The following is a 17187-nucleotide window of genomic DNA, read 5'->3' on the forward strand; positions in this document are numbered from 1 at the left end:
ACATTCAATCCAGCGGCGGCATGCCGTAGTAATCCGGCGCGCCGTCCGGCACGACGTCGATCCGGTCCAGCACGACGCCGGGGTCGAGCGCGTGCACCGCCAGCGTATGCATGCCGGGCGCCAGGCGCCCCACGCGCCACGCGCGCACCGCCATGTTGGACAGCACGTCTTCCTTCCATTGCTCGCTGCGGCCGACGGTCGTGATGTCGACCACTTCCGGCGCGCCGCCGTCGAGGCTCACGGCGAAGCGCACGCGGTGCGCCGCCGTCAGCGGATGCTCGGGCACGGCGACGAGCCTGATCTGCATGTCGCCGGCGTCCGCCGTCGCGAATCGATACACCAGTGGCGCGCTGGCCGCGAGATCGCCGACCGCGCGCGACGGCAGGTCGAGCCGCGCGCGCATCGCGCCGCCGGACGTGCCGAGGCCCGGCTGCGGCGTCCAGTCGCGCGTGGCCGCGGCGCTGCCGGCGCGCAGCACGACGATGCCGCCTTCCCCGAAGCGCACGTTCACGGCCTGCTCTCCGCATTGCAACGACAGGGCCGGGTCGGCGCCGCCGTCGTAGCGCAGCGTAATGCGCTGCTCGTGGCCGTGCGCGCCATCCAGCGTACCGCCATTCGGATCCGCCTGCACGGCGCGGGCGCCGGCCCGCACGGACCAGCGCGCGTCCTGTCCGCCGTAGCTCACCAGCGTCACGGTGCGCGTGGCGGGCTGGCCGCGGCGCAGCACGAGCCGGTCGCCGTCGACGGCAAACGGTGCCGGGTAGACGATGCCGCAGCCGCGCCGGGCCGATACGCTCCACGTCGGATACTCGGGCTCCGCGAACACGGGCAGGCGGCGCGGCGCGATGTCCATGATGCCGCGCCACTTGCCGCCCGCGAGGCCGTTGTACGCGGCCGCGTCGGCGACGAGCGCCGCGTGCGCCGCCTTTGCCTGGCGCGCATACAGGTTGCTGGACGGCCGCTGCTGGCGCGCGTATTCCGCCGCGAGGTCCAGTTTCAGTATGCGCGTGTTCAGGTTCGCGCTCGACCGCACCGGGTACAACACCAGTTCGAAGTACGCGTCGCGCAGCGGCGCCGGGATGCGCGCGGCCAGCGCTTCGGCCCGCGCCGTCAGCGCGCGGTAGTCCGCGAGCCGCCGCTCCGCTTCGTCGCCGCCCGTGCGCACATAGGCCGTGGTGCGCACGGGACGCGTGGGTTCCGTCTGGCTCCAGCCCATGAATTCGGGACGGCGTTCCCACGCGAGGCGGTAGTACTCGCGCAGGATGGCCGCCGCTTCCGCGGCGTGAACGCGTCCGAACTGCGCGGCGGCCCACGCCTCCAGGTGGCGCGCGGGATCCCGCTGCAGGACGTCGGCGTCGAACGCGGCATCGAGGAAGTACTGCGTGAGGTATTCGGCCGGCTTGATGTCGCCCACGTTCAGCACCCACAGGCGGCGCGCACCGGTCGCCCACGCGCGCTCCAGCTGGTCGCGGATCAGGGATGGATGCGTCGTGGCCAGCCACAGGTAGTCGTGCGGCCGGCCCCAGTACGACACGTGGTAATAGATGCCCTGCCCGCCCGCCCGCCGGCCCTCCCTGTCCGTGCCCAGTTGCGCGAGATAGCCGTAGTTATCGTCCGGCCACACGAGCGTCACGTCGTCGGGCACGGCGAGGCCGAGGTTCCAGTAATCCAGCACTTCCTTGTACATCGTGAAGGCTTGCGGGATGCGCGCGGGCGGCTTGCCCTGCGCTTCGCCCAGCATCGCGCGCTGGACCTTGAACACGTCCTGCAACGTGTCGCGCGCCTGTTCGGGACTGGCCGCGCCCTCCATCGCGGAATCGTGCACGCCGCGCAGGCCCAGCGACGTCATCGTCTCCATGCCTTTGACTTCGTCGATGCGCGTGCGCCAGTAGTCGACGAGGCGGTCGCGGTTGCGGAACCAGTCGAACGGGCCGCCGTTCCATTCGCGCACGTTATTGCGCATCATCGGCTCCGCATGCGACGTGCCGACGATGATCGCGTAATCGTCGGCCGTCCGTGCATTGCCCGCGACCTCGTAGAACGGCCGCGTCGATTCGTGCATCGCGGGCCACACGAGGTTCGCCTTCAGGCGCCACAGCAGCTCGAACACGCGCGCGTACGTCGCCGGACCGATGTCGTGCGCCGGATCGAACGTTTTGGCCGCCCACGGCTGCAGCCCCCAGTCCTCGTCGTTGATGAAGATGCCGCGGTACGCCACCGCCGGCGCGTGCGACAGACGCGGCGCGCCGTCGACGGCCGGGCGGTCCAGGTGCGCCGGCGCGACGTCGGCCCACCATTCCCACGCCGAAACGCCCAGCTCGCGCGACAGGTCGACGACGCCGTACACCGCGCCGCGCCGGTCCGATCCCGCCACCAGCAGCAGCGCGCGGCCGCCCGCCTCGCCCGCCACGCGCAGGTAGCGCTCGGACTGGCCGGCCAGCGGCGCGAGGTCCGCGCCCAGCGCCCGCGCCGCCTCCTGCACGAGAGCCGAATCCGCCGTGCCCACGACGACGCAGCGGCGCGGACAATCCTGCAATCGCGTGGCCAGCGCCGGCGCCGTGCCGCTCACGCGTTCGAGGTCGCGCGCGAGCATGCCGGCGGCGAGCCGCATCGTGGGCTGGCCGGCGTGGACGATGGTGGTGTCGTTGAGCTCGAACGGCTGGGCGCGAACGAAGCTGGCGGTAAAAGTCAGGATGAGGGCGAGGCGGCGCATGGGCGGACATGGTAGTGCGGCGCCGCCGGCGAAACAATCAAAAAATTGATCATTTGCATTTGACCAGCCGGACCTTCACGCATACACTTCGAATGGTTGCGCTACCATTTCAAATGTTATAACAAGCTGCGCAGCTGCCTACCAGGAGGAGACTGTGCAACACACGCATCGCAAGGCCGCACGCCGGCTCGTATCCACGCTCGGCATCACCCTTGCCGCCACCCTGCTTCCCGCCATGTCGCCGCTCGCCGTCCAGGCCCGGGCGGCCGACCGCCTCGCGCCGCGCCAGCGCATCCTGCTGGACGATGGCTGGCGTTTCCACGCCGGCGACCCGGACGGCGGCTCCGCGCCGTACCTGTACGACGTCCGGCCGGAAGTGACCGCATCGGCGGACGGCAAGGTGGCCGACGCCCGGCCCGAGGAAGCGGCCCGGGTCGCGCACGCGGACACGCCCGTGCTGAAGCCCTGGATCCTCCCGAGCGGCAATGCATTCATCCGCGATCCGGCCCGCCGCTACCGGCGTCCGGCAGCGGAACCGGCCGTCGACGCACCGTTCGCCAAACTGGCATTCGACGACGGCGGCTGGCGCCCCGTCACCCTGCCGCACGACTGGGCCATCGAAGGCCCGTTCCTGACGACGGGCCCGTACGGCGGCATGGGCCGCCTCAAGACGTGGGGTCCGGCCTGGTACCGGCGCAAACTGGACATTCCCGCCGCCGACCGCGGCAAGAAGATCTTCCTCGACGTCGACGGCGCCATGTCGTACGCGAGCGTGTGGGTCAACGGCCACCTCGCGGGCGGCTGGCCCTATGGCTACAACTCGTTCCGCATCGACCTGACGCCGTGGCTGCGGCCGGGCGGCGCGAACCAGCTCGCGATCCGGCTCGACAACCCGCCCGAATCGGCGCGCTGGTATCCGGGCGCGGGCCTGTACCGCAACGTCTGGCTGACGAAGACGGCGCCCGTGCACGTGGGCCAGTGGGGCGTGACCGTGACGACGCCGGACGTGTCGGCCGAGGCGGCGCGTGTCGCGTGGCAGGTGGCGCTCGACAACGAGGGCAGCACGCCGGCCAGCGCGACGGTGACGACGGAACTGTACCTATTGGACGAGCGCGGACGCATCGCGGGCAAGCCGGTGGCGACCGCCGTAGCGGCACCGACGACCGTCGCCGCCGGCACGAGCGGCAGCGTCAGCGGTTCGACGACCGTGAGCAAGCCGCGCCTGTGGGGCCCGCCGCCCACGCAGGTGCCGCACCGCTACGCGCTGGTGGCGACGGTGCGCCAGGACGGCCGTGTCGTCGACCGCACCGAGACGCCGTTCGGCATCCGCACCGTGCGCTTCGATCCGAACCGGGGACTCCTCGTCAACGGCGAGCACATCCCCTTGCGCGGCGTGAACAACCACCACGATCTCGGCGCGCTGGGCGCCGCGTTCAACGTGCGCGCGGCCGAGCGCCAGCTGGAGATCATGCGCGCGATGGGCGCCAACGCCGTCCGCCTGAGCCACAATCCGCCCGACCCGCAGCTGCTGGACCTGGCGGACCGCATGGGCTTCCTCGTGATGGACGAAGTGTTCGATTCGTGGGAGCGCAAGAAGACGCCGCTGGACTTCCACCTGGTCTTCCCCGACTGGCACGAGCAGGACCTGCGCGCGATGATCCGGCGCGACCGCAACCACCCGTCCATCATCATCTGGAGCATCGGCAACGAGGTCGGCGAGCAGTACACCGACAAGGCCGGCGCCGCCGTGGCGCACGAGTTGCACCGGATCGCCCGCGAGGAAGATCCGACCCGGCCGACGACGACCGCGATGAACTACGCCAAGTCGGATATGCCGCTGCCCGCGGAGGTCGACGTCATCGGCCTGAATTACCAGGGCGAAGGCATCCGCCAGGATCCGGAATTCGAAGGGACCGACCGGATCCGCACGCCGCCGCAGTACCCGCTGTTCCATGCGAAATTCCCGGACAAGATGATCCTCAGCACCGAATCCGCGTCGGCCTTCAGCAGCCGCGGCGTCTATTTGTTCCCGGTGCATCCGTCGAACAGCTCGATCGTCCGCGACGGCCGGGGCGGCGACTCGCACAGCCAGCAGGTCAGCGGCTACGAACTGTACGCCGTCGATTTCGGCGCGTCCGCCGACAAGGTGTTCGCGCAGCTCGACCGCAACCCTTACGTGGCGGGCGAATTCGTCTGGACCGGTTTCGACTACCTGGGCGAGCCGACGCCCTATTACGGCGCGCGCAGCTCGTATTCCGGCATCGTCGACCTGGCCGGCTTCCCGAAGGACCGCTATTACCTGTACCAGTCGCGCTGGCGCCCGGACCTGCCGATGGTCCACGTGCTGCCGCACTGGACGTGGCCGGAGCGCGTGGGCCAGGTCACGCCCGTGCACGTGTTCACGTCGGGCGACGAGGCCGAGCTGTTCGTCAACGGCAAGTCGCAGGGCCGCCAGAAGAAGGCGCCGTACGCCTACCGCCTGCGCTGGGATGCCGTGAAGTACGAGCCGGGCGAGATCACGGTCGTCGCGTACAAGAACGGCAAGGAATGGGCGAAGGAAACCGTCAGGACGGCCGGCGCTCCCGCCGCGCTGCAGGCGCAGGCCGACCGCACGGCGCTCACCAGCGACGGGCGCGATCTCGCCTTCGTCACCGTGCGCATCGTCGACAAGGATGGGCTGCCCGCGCCGCGCGCGCACGACCGCGTGCGCTTCACCGTCGAGGGACCGGCGGACCTCGTCGCCACCGACAACGGCGATGCGACGAGCTTCGAATCGTTCCAGGCGAAGGACAGGGCCGCGTTCAACGGCCTCGTGCTGGGCATCGTGCGGACCCGGGCGGGTGCCGGCGGCACGATTACCGTGCGCGCGGACGGTGCCGGGCTGAAGGGTGCTGTCGTGACGTTGCGCAGCCGTCCGGCAACCCCGTAGAACGTGCATTTGTTCAAGAACTTTTTCACAAACATAACGTGACGAGGCTCATCGACGGTTGGTGCTAAGCTTGCCCTGCATCGCACCATCGGAGGGCCTCGGTTATGCCGGAAGCACGCCATGAAGTCGTCGTCGTCACGGGTGCCAGCGCGGGGATCGGCCGCGCCGCGGTACAGCAATTCGCCCGCGCCGGCGCACGCATCGCGCTGATCGCGCGCGACCCGGAACGCCTGGAAGCGGCGCGTGCGGAAGCCGAACGGCTCGGCTCGCCGCAAGCGATCGCCATCCCCGCCGACATGGCGGATCACGCCCAGGTCGAGGCCGCCGCCGAACGGGCCGAGACCGAACTGGGCCCCATCGACATCTGGATCAACAATGCGATGGCGACCGTGTTCGCGCCGTTCGCAGATATTTCTCCGGAAGACTTTCGCCGCGTCACCGACGTCACCTACCACGGCTTCGTGTGGGGCACGATGGCCGCGCTGAAACGCATGCGGCCCCGCAACCGGGGCACCATCGTGCAGGTCAGCTCGGCGCTCGCGTACCGCTCGATCCCGCTGCAATCGCCCTACTGCGGCGCCAAGCACGCGATCAAGGGTTTTACCCAATCCATCCGCACGGAACTCGAGCATGAACGGAGCGACATCCACGTCGCCGTGGTCGACATGCCGGGCGTGAACACGCCGCAGTTCGAGTGGTGCAAGACCACGCTGACGCACCATCCCAAGCCGATCGGCACGTATTACCAGCCCGAAGTCGCCGCGCGCGCCATCTACTGGGCGGCCCATGCGCGCCGGGCCGAGATCTGCGTCGGCGCGCCGACCTTGTCCACCGTGATGGCCGAGAAATTCGTCCCGCGCCTGCTCGACCGGTACCTGGCCCGCAAGGGCGTGGCGGGCCAGCAGGGCCCGCGGCCCATCCCGGCCGACCGGCCGAACAACCTGTGGCGGCCCGTGCCCGGACCGTATGCCGCGCACGGCACCTTCGACGACGGCGCGAGCACGCGCAGCATGCAGCTGTGGGCGACGACGCACCGCGCGTGGCTGCTGGCCGGCATCGGCGCCGCCGGCGTGGCACTGGGCCTGAGGCAGCTGCGCAGACACTGAACACTTAACGAGGACACGACATGAGCAAATCCGTAGGCGACTTCTTCGTCGAACGCCTGTACGAATGGGGCGTCCGTACCATCTTCGGCTATCCCGGCGACGGCATCAACGGCGTGCTGGGCGCGCTGGACCGCGCGCAAGGCAAGATCCAGTTCATCCAGGTGCGGCACGAGGAAATGGCCGCGTTCATGGCCGCCGCGCACGCCAAGTTCACGGGCGAGCCGGGCGTGTGCCTGTCGACGGGCGGCCCCGGCGCGGCCCACCTCGTGACGGGCCTGTACGACGCCAAGTGCGACCACGTGCCGGTACTCGCCATCTGCGGCCAGGCGCCGACGACGGCGCGCGGCGCGCACTACCAGCAGGAGCTGAACCTGGACCGCCTGTTCCAGGACGTGGCGGATTACGTGTACGAGGCGAGCCAGCCGTCGCAGGTGCGCCACCTGCTCGACCGCGTCATGCGCACGGCGCTGGGCCGCAACGGCGTCAGCGTCCTCGTGCTGCCGAACGACCTGCAGGAAAAGCCGTACGAAGACCCGCCGCGCAAGCACGGCTCGGTGTTCTCCGGCATCGGCTACACGAAGCCGCGCGTCGTTCCGTACGAGGCCGATCTCGTACGCGCGGCCGACGTGCTGAACGCGGGCAGCAAGGTCGCGATCCTCGTCGGCGCCGGCGCGCTGCGGGCGACCGACGAAGTCATCGCCGTGGCCGAGCGCCTGAAGGCCGGCTGCGCCAAGGCCCTGCTGGGCAAGGCCGCCCTGCCCGACCACCTGCCGTGGGTGACGGGCTCCATCGGCATCCTCGGCACGAAGGCCAGCTGGGAGATGATGAACGACTGCGACACCCTGCTGCTGGTCGGCACCGGCTTTCCGTACGCGGAATTCCTGCCGAAGGAAGGCAAGGCGCGCGCGGTGCAGATCGACATCGACCCAACGATGCTGAGCATACGCTTCCCGGCCGAGGTCAACCTGCACGGCGACAGCGCCGAAACGCTGCGTTTGCTGCTGCCGCTGCTGAAGGACAAGACCGACACCGACTGGCGCGCGAAGATCGAACAGGAAGTGCGCGAATCGTACAAGACGCTGGAAGAACGGGCACTGGCATCCGCGAACCCGATCAACCCGCAGCGCGTGTGCTACGAGCTGTCGCCGCTGCTGGCGCGCGACGCGATCGTCACGAGCGATTCCGGCTCCTGCGCGAACTGGTATGCGCGCGACCTGAAGGTGCAGCGCGGCCAGATGTATTCGCTGTCCGGCGGCCTCGCGTCGATGGGCGCGGCCGTGCCGTATGCGATCGCCGCCAAGTTCGCGCACCCGGACCGCCCCGTGATCGCGCTCGTCGGCGACGGCGCCATGCAGATGAATAACATGGCGGAGCTGATCACCGTGGCCAAGTACTGGAAGCGGTGGAAGGACCCGCGCTGGATCGTGTGCGTCTTCAACAACCAGGACCTGAACCAGGTGACGTGGGAACAGCGCGTCATGGAAGGCAATCCGAAGTTCGAGGCGACGCAGCAGATCCCCGACGTCCCGTACCACCGCTTCGGCGAATTGATCGGGCTGAAAGGCATCTTCTGCAACGATCCCGACCAGGTGGGCGAAGCGTGGCGCGAGGCGCTGGCGGCCGACCGTCCCGTCGTCCTCGAATTCAAGACGGACCCGGAAGTGCCGCCGCTGCCCTCGCACATCACGCTGGAGCAGGCCAGGCACTTCATGACGACGATCGCCAAGGGCGACCCGAGCGAAGGCTCGATGCTGGCCGGCGTGGCGAAGCAGGTGCTCAGCACCCTCCTCCCCGGAGACAGGAGGTGAACACGGTGGCGCCCGCCCACGCGCGCCCCACGGCGCGTGCGCTCGGCGCCGCCACCCTCGGCCTGGCGCTGGGCGCTTTGTTGCTGCGACGGCGACTGCCCGCGCCCCCGCCGCCCGCACCTGACCGGACCGCCGACCGCTTGTACCAGGCCGCCGCGCTGCTGGCCGCGTCCGTGCTGAGCGACAGCGCGCTGGAACACTACCGGGGCGGCTTCGAGAACCCCGGCATGTTCGCGCCGCTCGCCAGCGCGGCCGTCGTGCTGGGCTGTGCGCTGCGCGCGAAGCCCTCGTCCGCACCGTATGCGACCGCCTGCGCCGTCGGCACGGCGGGTCTCGGCTTCCACGCGTACAACGTGCTGCGCCGGCCCGGCGGCCTGTCGTGGGCGAATCTGTTCTATGCGGCGCCCCTCGGCGCGCCCGCCGCGCTCACGCTGGCCGGCGTGCTGGGCCTCGCCGCCCGTCCCGTCGCCGCCGGCGCCCCCACGCTCGCCGGCCTGCCGTCCGGCCGCGCGCTGTGCGGCCTGGCCGCATTCGGCCTCACCGGCACGAGCGCGGAAGCGGCGCTGCTGCACTTCCGGGGCGCGTTCCAGCATCCCGCCATGTGGCTGCCCGTCAGCGTGCCGCCCGCGGCGGCCGTGCTGCTGGCCGGCGCGGCGCTGCCCGGCCGGCCAGGCCCGCGCCGCTTGACGGATGCGCTGCTGAAGGCGTGCACGTGGCTCGGCGCGCTGGGGATGGCCTTCCACGCCCGCGGCATCGCAAGGCAGATGGGCGGCTGGCGCAACTGGAGCCAGAACCTGCTTGCCGGCCCGCCGCTGCCGGCGCCGCCCAGCTTTTCCGCGCTCGCACTCGCCGGCCGCGCCGCGCTGGCGCTGCGTGCGGCGCAGGAGCGGCCATGAACGAGGACGCTCCCACGCCGCGCTTTCCCGGCTACGACGTGCTGGCCAGGTGGGACAGCCCGTCGTTCGACGCCATCACCCGTAACACGCTCGCGGCCCGGCTGGACGACGTGCCGCCCCGGCGCTGGCTGACGCAGGACGAGTGGGACCTGCTGGATGCGATCAACGCGCGCCTGCTGCCCCAGCCCGACCGCGCGCACCCCATCCCGATCACGCCGTGGATCGACGCCATGCTGCACGACGACCGCGGCGAGGGCTACCGCCATCCGGACATGCCCCCGCTGCGCGCCGCCTGGCGCCAGGGCCTGGCCGCCGTCGACGACGAGGCGCGCCGGCTGCACGACCGGCCGTTCGTCCGGCTCGATGCGGACGCGCAGGACGCGCTCCTGCATACCCTCGAAGGCGGCCGCGCCATGTCTCCCCGCTGGCAGGGTCTCGACGCGCGGCGCTTCTTCATCCATCACCTGCTCAAGACGGCGGCCGGCTTCTATTACGCGCATCCCCTCGCCTGGAACGAGATCGGCTTCGGCGGGCCGGCGAACCCCCGCGGGTACGTGCGCCTCGGGTTCGACAGCCGCGACCCGTGGGAAGCGAAGGAGGCGCCGTGATCGCGCCACGGACAGGCGGCGGCCGCGCACCCGACGTATTCGAACGCGGAGGCTGGGTGACGATGCGCGAATACGGCGACGACGAGGTGGTGGATTTCGCCATCGTCGGCGCCGGCGCGGGCGGCGCCACGCTCGCGTGCAAGCTGGCGGAAGCCGGCTTCTCCGTCGTCGTGCTGGAAGCGGGCCCGTTCTGGCGCCCGCTGGAGGATTTCGCGTCGGACGAGGAAGCGCAGCAACAGCTGTACTGGCTGGAAGAACGCCTGTCCGGCGGCGCCGATGCGCTGGCCCTCGGCGGGAACAATTCCGGCTGGGGCGTGGGCGGGTCGACCGTCCACTTCAGCATGATCTCGCTGCGCTTCCGGCCCGAGTGGTTCCGATCGCGCAGCCAACTGGGCTACGGATTCGACTGGCCCATCACGTACGACGAACTGGCGCCCTATTACGACGAGGCGGAGCGGGCGCTGGCCGTGTCCGGACCGGTCAACTATCCGTGGGGACCGCCGCGCCGCCGCTACCCGTACCGCGAACACGAAATGAACGCGGCGGGCCTCGTGCTCGCGCGCGGCGCGGAAAAGATGGGCATCGAGTGGTCATCCGTGCCGCTGGCGACCGTGTCCGCACCGCGCGGCAAGTCGCCGCCGTGCGTGTACCGGGGCTTCTGCAACTTCGGCTGCGCGACGAATGCGAAGCAGAGCGCGCTGATCGTGTGGATCCCGCGCGCGCTGGCGGCGGGCGCGGAAGTGCGCGACCTCGCGATGGCCGGCCGCATCGAACTGGGAGAAGACGGCCGCGCGGCGGGCGTGCACTATCGCCGCAACGACGCCTGGCGCTTCCAGCGCGCGCGCAACGTCGTCGTCTCGGGCTATGCGATCGAGACGCCGCGCCTGCTGCTGAATTCCGCGTGCGGCCGCTTCCCGCAAGGCCTCGCGAACGGCTCGGGCCTCGTCGGCACGCACCTGACGACGCACGCCGGCCCCGGCGTGTGGGCCCGCTTCGACGAAGCCATCCGCTGGTACAAGGGCCCGCCCAACATGGCCGTGTGCGAGCACTGGAATTACACGGACGCGGGCAAGGATTTCCATGGCGGCTACGCCTTCATGAGCCAGGGCCCGCTGCCGCGCGCGTGGGCCCAGCTGCTCGTGACGGAGCGGCATCTATGGGGCATGGCGCTGCGCCGCGAGATGGCGGACTACAACCACATGGCGGGCCTCGTCGCGGTCGCCGAGACGGAGCCGCGCGCGTGCAACCGCGTGGCGCTGGCGGATGTGCGCGACCGCCACGGCTTGCCCGTCGCGCACGTGACGTTCGAATATTCCGCCAACGACCGCCGCATGCAGGACCACGCGCGCCGCTTCATGGGCGAGATGCTGGCGGCGGCCGGCGGCAAGGACGCCTGGACGAGCGACGACACGAGCCACATCCTCGGCACGTGCCGGATGGGCAGCGACCGGGAGACGAGCGTCGTGGATGCGGACGGCCGCAGCTGGGACGTGCCGAACCTGTGGATCTGCGACGGCTCGCTGTTCCCGACGGCGGGCGGCGTGAACCCGTCGCTGACGATCCAGGCCCTCGCCTGCCGCATGGGCGCGCGCATCCGGGCGCTCGCGGCGCGCGGGGAATTGTAGGAAGGACCGGACATGAGCAAGGTAGCCAGCATCTTCGACCTCGAATGCCTCGCGCGGGAGCGCCTGCCCGGCGTCGTGTTCGACTACATCCACGGCGGCAGCGAACAGCAGCTGACCGTGCGGCGCAACCTGGACGACATGCGCGCGCTCGCGCTGCGCCAGCACAGCCTGCGCGACGTGTCGCACCGCGACACCGGCGTCAAGATGGCGGGCGACCCCGCGCGCATCCCGCTTGCCCTCGGCCCGACGGGCCTCGCGGGCCTCACGTGGGCCAACGGCGAATGCGAGGCGGCGCGCGCGGCGGTGGACTTCGGCGTGCCGTTCTGCCTGTCGACGTGCTCCATCAATTCCATCGAAGACGTGGCGGAGGCGATCGACAAACCGTTCTGGTTCCAGCTGTACCTGATGAAGGACCACAAGGTCAACGAAAGCCTGATGCGCCGCGCCCACGATGCAAACTGCTCGGCGCTCGTGCTGACCATCGACCTGCACACGCAGGGCAAGCGCTGGGCCGACGAAAAGCACGGCCTCGCGGTGCCGCCGCGCCTGACGCCGGCGAACATCATGCAGATGGTGGGCCACCCGCGCTGGCTCGCGAACATGGCGTGCAGCAAGCGCCATACGTTCGGCAATTTCGAGCACGAGATCAAGGAGGCCGGCTCCATCGGCTCGCTGTCGAAGTGGATCGACGAGCAGTTCGATCCTTCGTTCGACGTGAACACGGCGCGCTGGGTGCGCGAGAAATGGCAGGGAAAGCTGATCCTGAAAGGCGTGATGAATCCGGACGACGCGCGCACCGCCATCGACATCGGCGCGGACGCCATCATCGTGTCGAACCACGGCGGGCGCCAGCTGGACGGCGCGCCGTCGTCGATCTCCGTGCTGCCGGAAATCGTCGATGCCGTGGGCGGCCGCATCGAAGTCCTGTTCGACGGCGGCATCCGCACGGGCGGCGACATCGTCAAGGCGATCGGCCTCGGCGCCCACGCCTGCCTGTCCGGGCGCGCGTGGCTGTACGGCCTGGCCGCGCGCGGGCGCGAAGGCGTCGCGTGCGCCCTCACCCTGCTGGAGCAGGAACTGCAGGACTGCATGCTGCTCACGGGCCTCGACAACCTGCAGCGCATCGAGCCGGGCGTCGTCACCGCGCAGCCGCCGCTGGGGAGGCGCTGAATGCTGCCGTTCATGTTCGCCACCGGAATCGAGAACAGCGCGCCGACGATAGCCAATGGCCGCATCCGCCGCGACCAGATGGAAGAATGCGGCCACTACCGGCTGTGGCAGACGGACTTCGCGCTGGTGGCGCACCTGGGCGTCCGCACCCTGCGCTACGGCGTGCCGCTGCACCGCACGTGGCTGGGGCCGGACCGCTACGACTGGGCGTTCGCGGACCAGGCGTTCGGGGCACTCCAGCGGCTCGGCATCGACCCCGTCGCCGACCTGTGCCACTTCTGCGTGCCGGACTGGGTCGGCAACTTCCAGAACCCGGATTTCCCGGCGCTGTTCCAGGGCTATGCCCGGGCCTTCGCGACGCGCTATCCGTGGATCCGGCTGTACACGCCCGTCAACGAGATGTACGTGTGCGCGAAATTCTCCGCGCTGTTCGGGTGGTGGAACGAGCAGGCGCGCGATTTCCGGTCGTACGTGACGGCGCTGAAGCACCTGGCCCGCGCCAACGTGCTGGCGATGCACGAGATCGTGAAACTGCGTCGCGACGCCGTGTTCATCCAGAGCGAATCGAGCGAATATTTCCACGCGACGCATCCCGACGCCGTCGCGGAAGCCGAACGGCGCAACCGCCTGCGCTTCCTGTCGCTCGACTTCAACTACGGCCGCCCGCTCGAGCCGGTACAGCGCGAGTTCGTGCTGGCGCACGGCATGACGCCGGACGAATGCCGCTTCTTCGAAGACCACGCGCTGCGCGACCGCTGCATCCTCGGCACCGATTACTACATGACGAACGAACACGACGTCGAACCGGACGGCACTGCGCGCGATGCGGGCGAGACACTTGGGTACGCGATGATCGCGCAGGAATACGCACAGCGCTACGGCCTGCCGCTGATGCACACGGAGACGAACCTCGACCAGGGGCCGCGCGGCGACGAAGCGCGCGAGTGGCTGCGCTGCCAGTGGGCCCACGTGCGCGGCTTGATGCGGAGCGGCGTGCGGGTCGGCGGCTTCACGTGGTATTCGCTGACCGACCAGGTCGACTGGCACATCGAACTGCGCGAAGACCGCGGCATCGTCAATCCGCGCGGGCTGTACGACCTGGACCGCCGCATCCGGCCCGTCGGGACGGCGTACCGCGACCTGATCGCGGCCTGGGATGGACGACTGTCGACAAACTTGACAGGCGACACCGACGCTTATCGCAAGTCATTGACTTCCAACGACAAAAAGTCACGGCACGATTGATGCTTGTCAATACACCGCAATGTACATCCACTCATCGAAGGGGGTATCGACATGATCGCGACAATGAAGAGATTCACCGCACTCCTCTGCCTGTGCGCCGGCACGGCCTGGGCTGCGCCGGTCTACACGTACAGCTGGACGACGACGAGCCAGGGCTTCGGTGCGCACGTCGGCCAACCGACGTTCGCCACGTTCGACGTCGCCGCGAGCGTCGTCCAGACGGGCACCATCGGCTACAACGACATCACGAATATCCAGATGGCGTACCCCGGCCTCGCGTTCGACAATACCACCGCCAGCATCATCGGCTGGACGTTTTCCGTCCCTGTCGATCCTGTCACGGGCGCGCTGCAGTACCTGGATCCGGGCCAGGGCCTGGCCGTCATCGCGTACGCGGGGGCGTCGATCAACGATGCGACCACGTTCCTCAGCATCACGGTCGGCAGCCCGGTGGGTGGTGCCGTGAAGGACCAGTTCAATGCGCTGAACAACGGCAGCCCGTGGGCCGGCTTCCCGACGGCGGGCTACTGGACCGCGCGCTTCGTCGACGATGGCACCGGCAACCCGGTGCCGGAACCCGGCACGCTGGCGCTGCTGGGCCTCGGCCTCGCGGGTGCGACCGCCGCGCGCCGGCGCAAGACGTAAAGCCGGTCACGGGCCGCTTGACGCGGCGGCCCGGCTGCGGTCTACTCCGGGCGCCACCATCACGCCCACGATCCATGACCTTTGCACCGCTGCTCGACATCGTCAACCTGATCCCGCGCGGCCTGATCCTGCCGCCCGCCAGCCTGTTCCTCGTCATCGTCATCGGCCTCGTGCTGTGGCGCCGCCGGCCGCGCGCCGGCCGCATCGTCGCCGGCACCGGGTTCGCGCTGCTGGCCTTCCTGTCGACGACGGGCGGCGCCACTCTCCTCGTCGCACCGCTGGAGCGGCTGACGGCCCCGCTGCAGGAACCCGAGCGCGCCGGCGCCCAGGCCATCGTCGTGCTGGCGGCGGGCCGCGTGCGGCATGCCCCCGAATACGGGGACCGCGACATCCCCGACTACATCGCCCTCGCGCGCCTGCGCTACGGGGCGCACCTGCAGCGCAAGACGGGACTGCCCATCCTCGTCAGCGGCGGCAACGGCGGCATCGACAAGGGCAACCCCGGCGGCTCGGAAGCCGACAGCATGGCCGCCGCCCTGCGCGAAGATTTCGGCGTGCCGGTGAAGTGGCTCGAGGGCCGCTCCGGCGACACGGCGGAGAACGCGGCCTTCAGCGCCGCCATCCTGCGCGCGGACGGCATCCACCGGATCCTGCTCGTCACCGACGCGATGCACATGCCGCGCGCCAGCGCCGTGTTCGCGCGCGCCGGGCTGGACGTCGTCAGCGCGCCCACGATGTTCTTCGGCCGCCAGCCGCTGTCGATCCATGCCTGGGTGCCCAGCGCCGAGGGCATGCGCCGGTCGTGGTATGCGACGTACGAGTGGATCGGCCTCGCCTGGTACCGCGTGCGCGCGGCGGGCGGCCGCTGATTCACCGTCCGGCGAGCGTCGCGCACACCCTGTTGCGCCCGCCCCGCTTGGCGGCATACAGTTGCGCATCCGCGGCGCCGATCAGCGCTTCGGACGACGCGGGCAGCACCGGCGCCTGCGCGGGCACGGACGCGATGCCGAAGCTCGCCGTCGCCTTGACGGTTGCGCCGGGCGCGTCGGCGAAGGCCGCGCGGATGCGTTCCGCGAGCGTCTGCGCGCCCGCGAGGTCCGTCTGCGGCAGCACGAGCAGGAACTCCTCGCCGCCGTAGCGGACCACGCTGTCGACCGTGTCGCGCGTGAGCGACAGCAGCAGGCCGGCGAAATCCGCCAGCACCTGGTCGCCGGCCGCGTGGCCGTAGGTGTCGTTGATGCGCTTGAAATGGTCGAGATCGCACAGGACCACCGACAGCGGCGTGCCGTAGCGCCTCGTGCGCTCCAGCTCCGCGTTCAGCAGGCCTTTTTGCAGGAAGCGGCGGTTGTAGCAGCCGGTCAGCGGATCGCGGTCGGCCAGCTGCTGCAGCTGGATCGACGCGCGGAACTGTTCGCGCTGGGCGACGTGGAAGCGGCGCGCGGCGATATAGCCGAGCGCATTGCCCATCACGAGCAGCAGTACGAGGGTCAAGAGATCGTCCGCCCGCAGATTGCCCTGGATGACCAGCAGCGCGGCGAACACGATGCTCGACCCGACGCCGATCGCCACCGCGTAGACAAAACGGTTGGGGATCGTGACGTAGACCGCCATCAGGATCAGCGCCTGCGACATCGCATTCCACGCCAGCACCTCCGGCTGGAACCAGCACACGACCATGAACACGGCCAGCGCGACGACGAGCAGCGTACACGCGGCCCGGATCGACACCCGCACCGACCGCGGGCGGCGGACGATGGCCGCGAAGCAGCCCAGGCCCACGAGCGCCACGACCATGCGCAGGCCCATGAGCATCCACGCGATCGCCGTGGCGCCCAGGGTGGCGAAGTCGGTGGCCGCGAACGCGACGTAGAACGCGGCCGCGAACAGCAGGCTGGCCTTCAGCTGGCGGTTCCGCTCGGGCAGGAAGTGGTGCGTGAAGCGTGACTCGCTGGCCGGGTCCGCGAATTCGGCGCGGCGGCAGTCGATGGTCAGGCTGGGACGTTGGGGATCTTGGGACAACACGGCGGGATTCGGTGGAAATGGGGCGAATGGCGGCAACCGGGCATTTTAATTCAAGGTAACTAAATTTGCCATACGGAAATTTACTTACAACGCTTACCGGCTCCCCAACCGCGGCGCCACCGTCGCCGGCTGTTGCCACGGCGCCTTGAGTGCCGTGCGCGTCGTGTAATCCGTCAGCGCGAGCCCGAACAGCAGCGCGAGCGTGACGGCGCCCGCGACGGCCGCGAGCCGCAGCAGCGCGGGCGCGCGCTTCAGGCGCATGAACACGAACGCCACCAGCGATGCCTTCGCCAGCGCCACCGCGAGGCTGATCGCCGTGTTCAGCCAGCCCAGGCGCAGCAGCGCGCAGGCGGCCGTCGTGGCCAGCAGCGCCATCAGCGCGAGCCACGTGAGCACCAGCGGGCGTACGGTCCGGTCCAC

The 17187-nt window shown here is 70.1% G+C and carries 13 protein-coding genes; 10 read left to right on the forward strand and 3 right to left on the reverse strand.

Annotated features, from left to right (window positions below):
* Positions 1-4: 4 nt before the first annotated feature.
* Positions 5-2713, reverse strand: coding sequence for a glycosyl hydrolase 115 family protein (locus ACL58G_RS23995; RefSeq protein ID WP_413388067.1), 2709 nt, complete (start codon positions 2711-2713; stop codon positions 5-7).
* A 154-nt stretch (positions 2714-2867) separates the two neighbouring features.
* Between ACL58G_RS23995 and galB the strand changes: the two genes are divergently transcribed.
* The 10 genes from galB (at position 2868) to ACL58G_RS24045 (ending at position 15614) form a co-directional block, all read left to right on the forward strand.
* A complete protein-coding gene (galB, locus tag ACL58G_RS24000) occupies positions 2868-5642 on the forward strand; it encodes a beta-galactosidase GalB (protein WP_440963409.1) in 2775 nt (924 codons plus the stop codon).
* A 104-nt stretch (positions 5643-5746) separates the two neighbouring features.
* Positions 5747-6748 (forward strand): SDR family oxidoreductase, encoded by a 1002-nt coding sequence (locus tag ACL58G_RS24005; RefSeq protein WP_440963410.1) that lies wholly within the window; start codon positions 5747-5749, stop codon positions 6746-6748.
* Positions 6749-6768: 20 nt separating this feature from the next.
* A complete protein-coding gene (locus tag ACL58G_RS24010; RefSeq protein ID WP_440963411.1) occupies positions 6769-8556 on the forward strand; it encodes a thiamine pyrophosphate-requiring protein in 1788 nt (595 codons plus the stop codon).
* 158 nt (positions 8557-8714) lie between these two features.
* The gene (locus ACL58G_RS24015; protein WP_440968103.1) at positions 8715-9452 is read left to right on the forward strand and encodes a hypothetical protein; all 738 of its coding nucleotides are present in this window, start codon (positions 8715-8717) and stop codon (positions 9450-9452) included.
* On the forward strand, positions 9449-10060 hold the full coding sequence (locus ACL58G_RS24020; protein ID WP_440963412.1) for a gluconate 2-dehydrogenase subunit 3 family protein: 612 nt from the start codon (positions 9449-9451) through the stop codon (positions 10058-10060). The genes ACL58G_RS24015 and ACL58G_RS24020 overlap by 4 nt, the downstream gene beginning before the upstream one ends.
* Entirely contained in the window at positions 10057-11685 is a 1629-nt protein-coding gene (locus ACL58G_RS24025) for a GMC family oxidoreductase (protein WP_440963413.1), read from the forward strand. The genes ACL58G_RS24020 and ACL58G_RS24025 overlap by 4 nt, the downstream gene beginning before the upstream one ends.
* A 12-nt stretch (positions 11686-11697) precedes the next feature.
* Positions 11698-12855: an alpha-hydroxy acid oxidase gene (locus ACL58G_RS24030; RefSeq protein ID WP_440963414.1), complete on the forward strand. Its 1158-nt coding sequence runs from the start codon at positions 11698-11700 to the stop codon at positions 12853-12855.
* Positions 12856-14100, forward strand: coding sequence for a family 1 glycosylhydrolase (locus ACL58G_RS24035; RefSeq protein WP_440963415.1), 1245 nt, complete (start codon positions 12856-12858; stop codon positions 14098-14100).
* Positions 14101-14163: 63 nt separating this feature from the next.
* Positions 14164-14745, forward strand: a complete 582-nt coding sequence (locus tag ACL58G_RS24040) for a PEP-CTERM sorting domain-containing protein (RefSeq protein ID WP_440963416.1) — start codon at positions 14164-14166, stop codon at positions 14743-14745.
* 74 nt (positions 14746-14819) lie between these two features.
* Positions 14820-15614 (forward strand): YdcF family protein, encoded by a 795-nt coding sequence (locus tag ACL58G_RS24045; RefSeq protein WP_440963417.1) that lies wholly within the window; start codon positions 14820-14822, stop codon positions 15612-15614.
* A gap of 1 nt (position 15615) precedes the next feature.
* Here ACL58G_RS24045 and ACL58G_RS24050 read toward each other — a convergent pair whose 3' ends face one another.
* Both ACL58G_RS24050 and ACL58G_RS24055 read right to left on the reverse strand, forming a co-directional pair.
* A complete protein-coding gene (locus ACL58G_RS24050; protein WP_440963418.1) occupies positions 15616-16767 on the reverse strand; it encodes a diguanylate cyclase in 1152 nt (383 codons plus the stop codon).
* A gap of 93 nt (positions 16768-16860) precedes the next feature.
* Complete coding sequence (locus tag ACL58G_RS24055; protein ID WP_440963419.1) at positions 16861-17187, reverse strand: cytochrome C oxidase subunit IV family protein; 327 nt, start codon at positions 17185-17187, stop codon at positions 16861-16863.

This window comes from Massilia sp. GER05, from assembly GCF_052056005.1.
GTDB classification, from domain to species: Bacteria; Pseudomonadota; Gammaproteobacteria; order Burkholderiales; family Burkholderiaceae_D; genus Telluria; species Telluria orientalis.

What these genes read in the sequence shown, in the direction of transcription:
- ACL58G_RS24010 (WP_440963411.1), top strand. Translation starts at nt 6,769, where the DNA reads ATGAGCAAATCCGTAGGCGACTTCTTCGTCGAACGCCTGTACGAATGG.
- ACL58G_RS24040 (WP_440963416.1), top strand. Translation starts at nt 14,164, where the DNA reads ATGAAGAGATTCACCGCACTCCTCTGCCTGTGCGCCGGCACGGCCTGG.
- ACL58G_RS24035 (WP_440963415.1), top strand. Translation starts at nt 12,856, where the DNA reads ATGCTGCCGTTCATGTTCGCCACCGGAATCGAGAACAGCGCGCCGACG.
- ACL58G_RS24030 (WP_440963414.1), top strand. Translation starts at nt 11,698, where the DNA reads ATGAGCAAGGTAGCCAGCATCTTCGACCTCGAATGCCTCGCGCGGGAG.
- ACL58G_RS24020 (WP_440963412.1), top strand. Translation starts at nt 9,449, where the DNA reads ATGAACGAGGACGCTCCCACGCCGCGCTTTCCCGGCTACGACGTGCTG.
- ACL58G_RS24045 (WP_440963417.1), top strand. Translation starts at nt 14,820, where the DNA reads ATGACCTTTGCACCGCTGCTCGACATCGTCAACCTGATCCCGCGCGGC.
- ACL58G_RS23995 (WP_413388067.1), bottom strand. Translation starts at nt 2,713, where the DNA reads ATGCGCCGCCTCGCCCTCATCCTGACTTTTACCGCCAGCTTCGTTCGC.
- ACL58G_RS24005 (WP_440963410.1), top strand. Translation starts at nt 5,747, where the DNA reads ATGCCGGAAGCACGCCATGAAGTCGTCGTCGTCACGGGTGCCAGCGCG.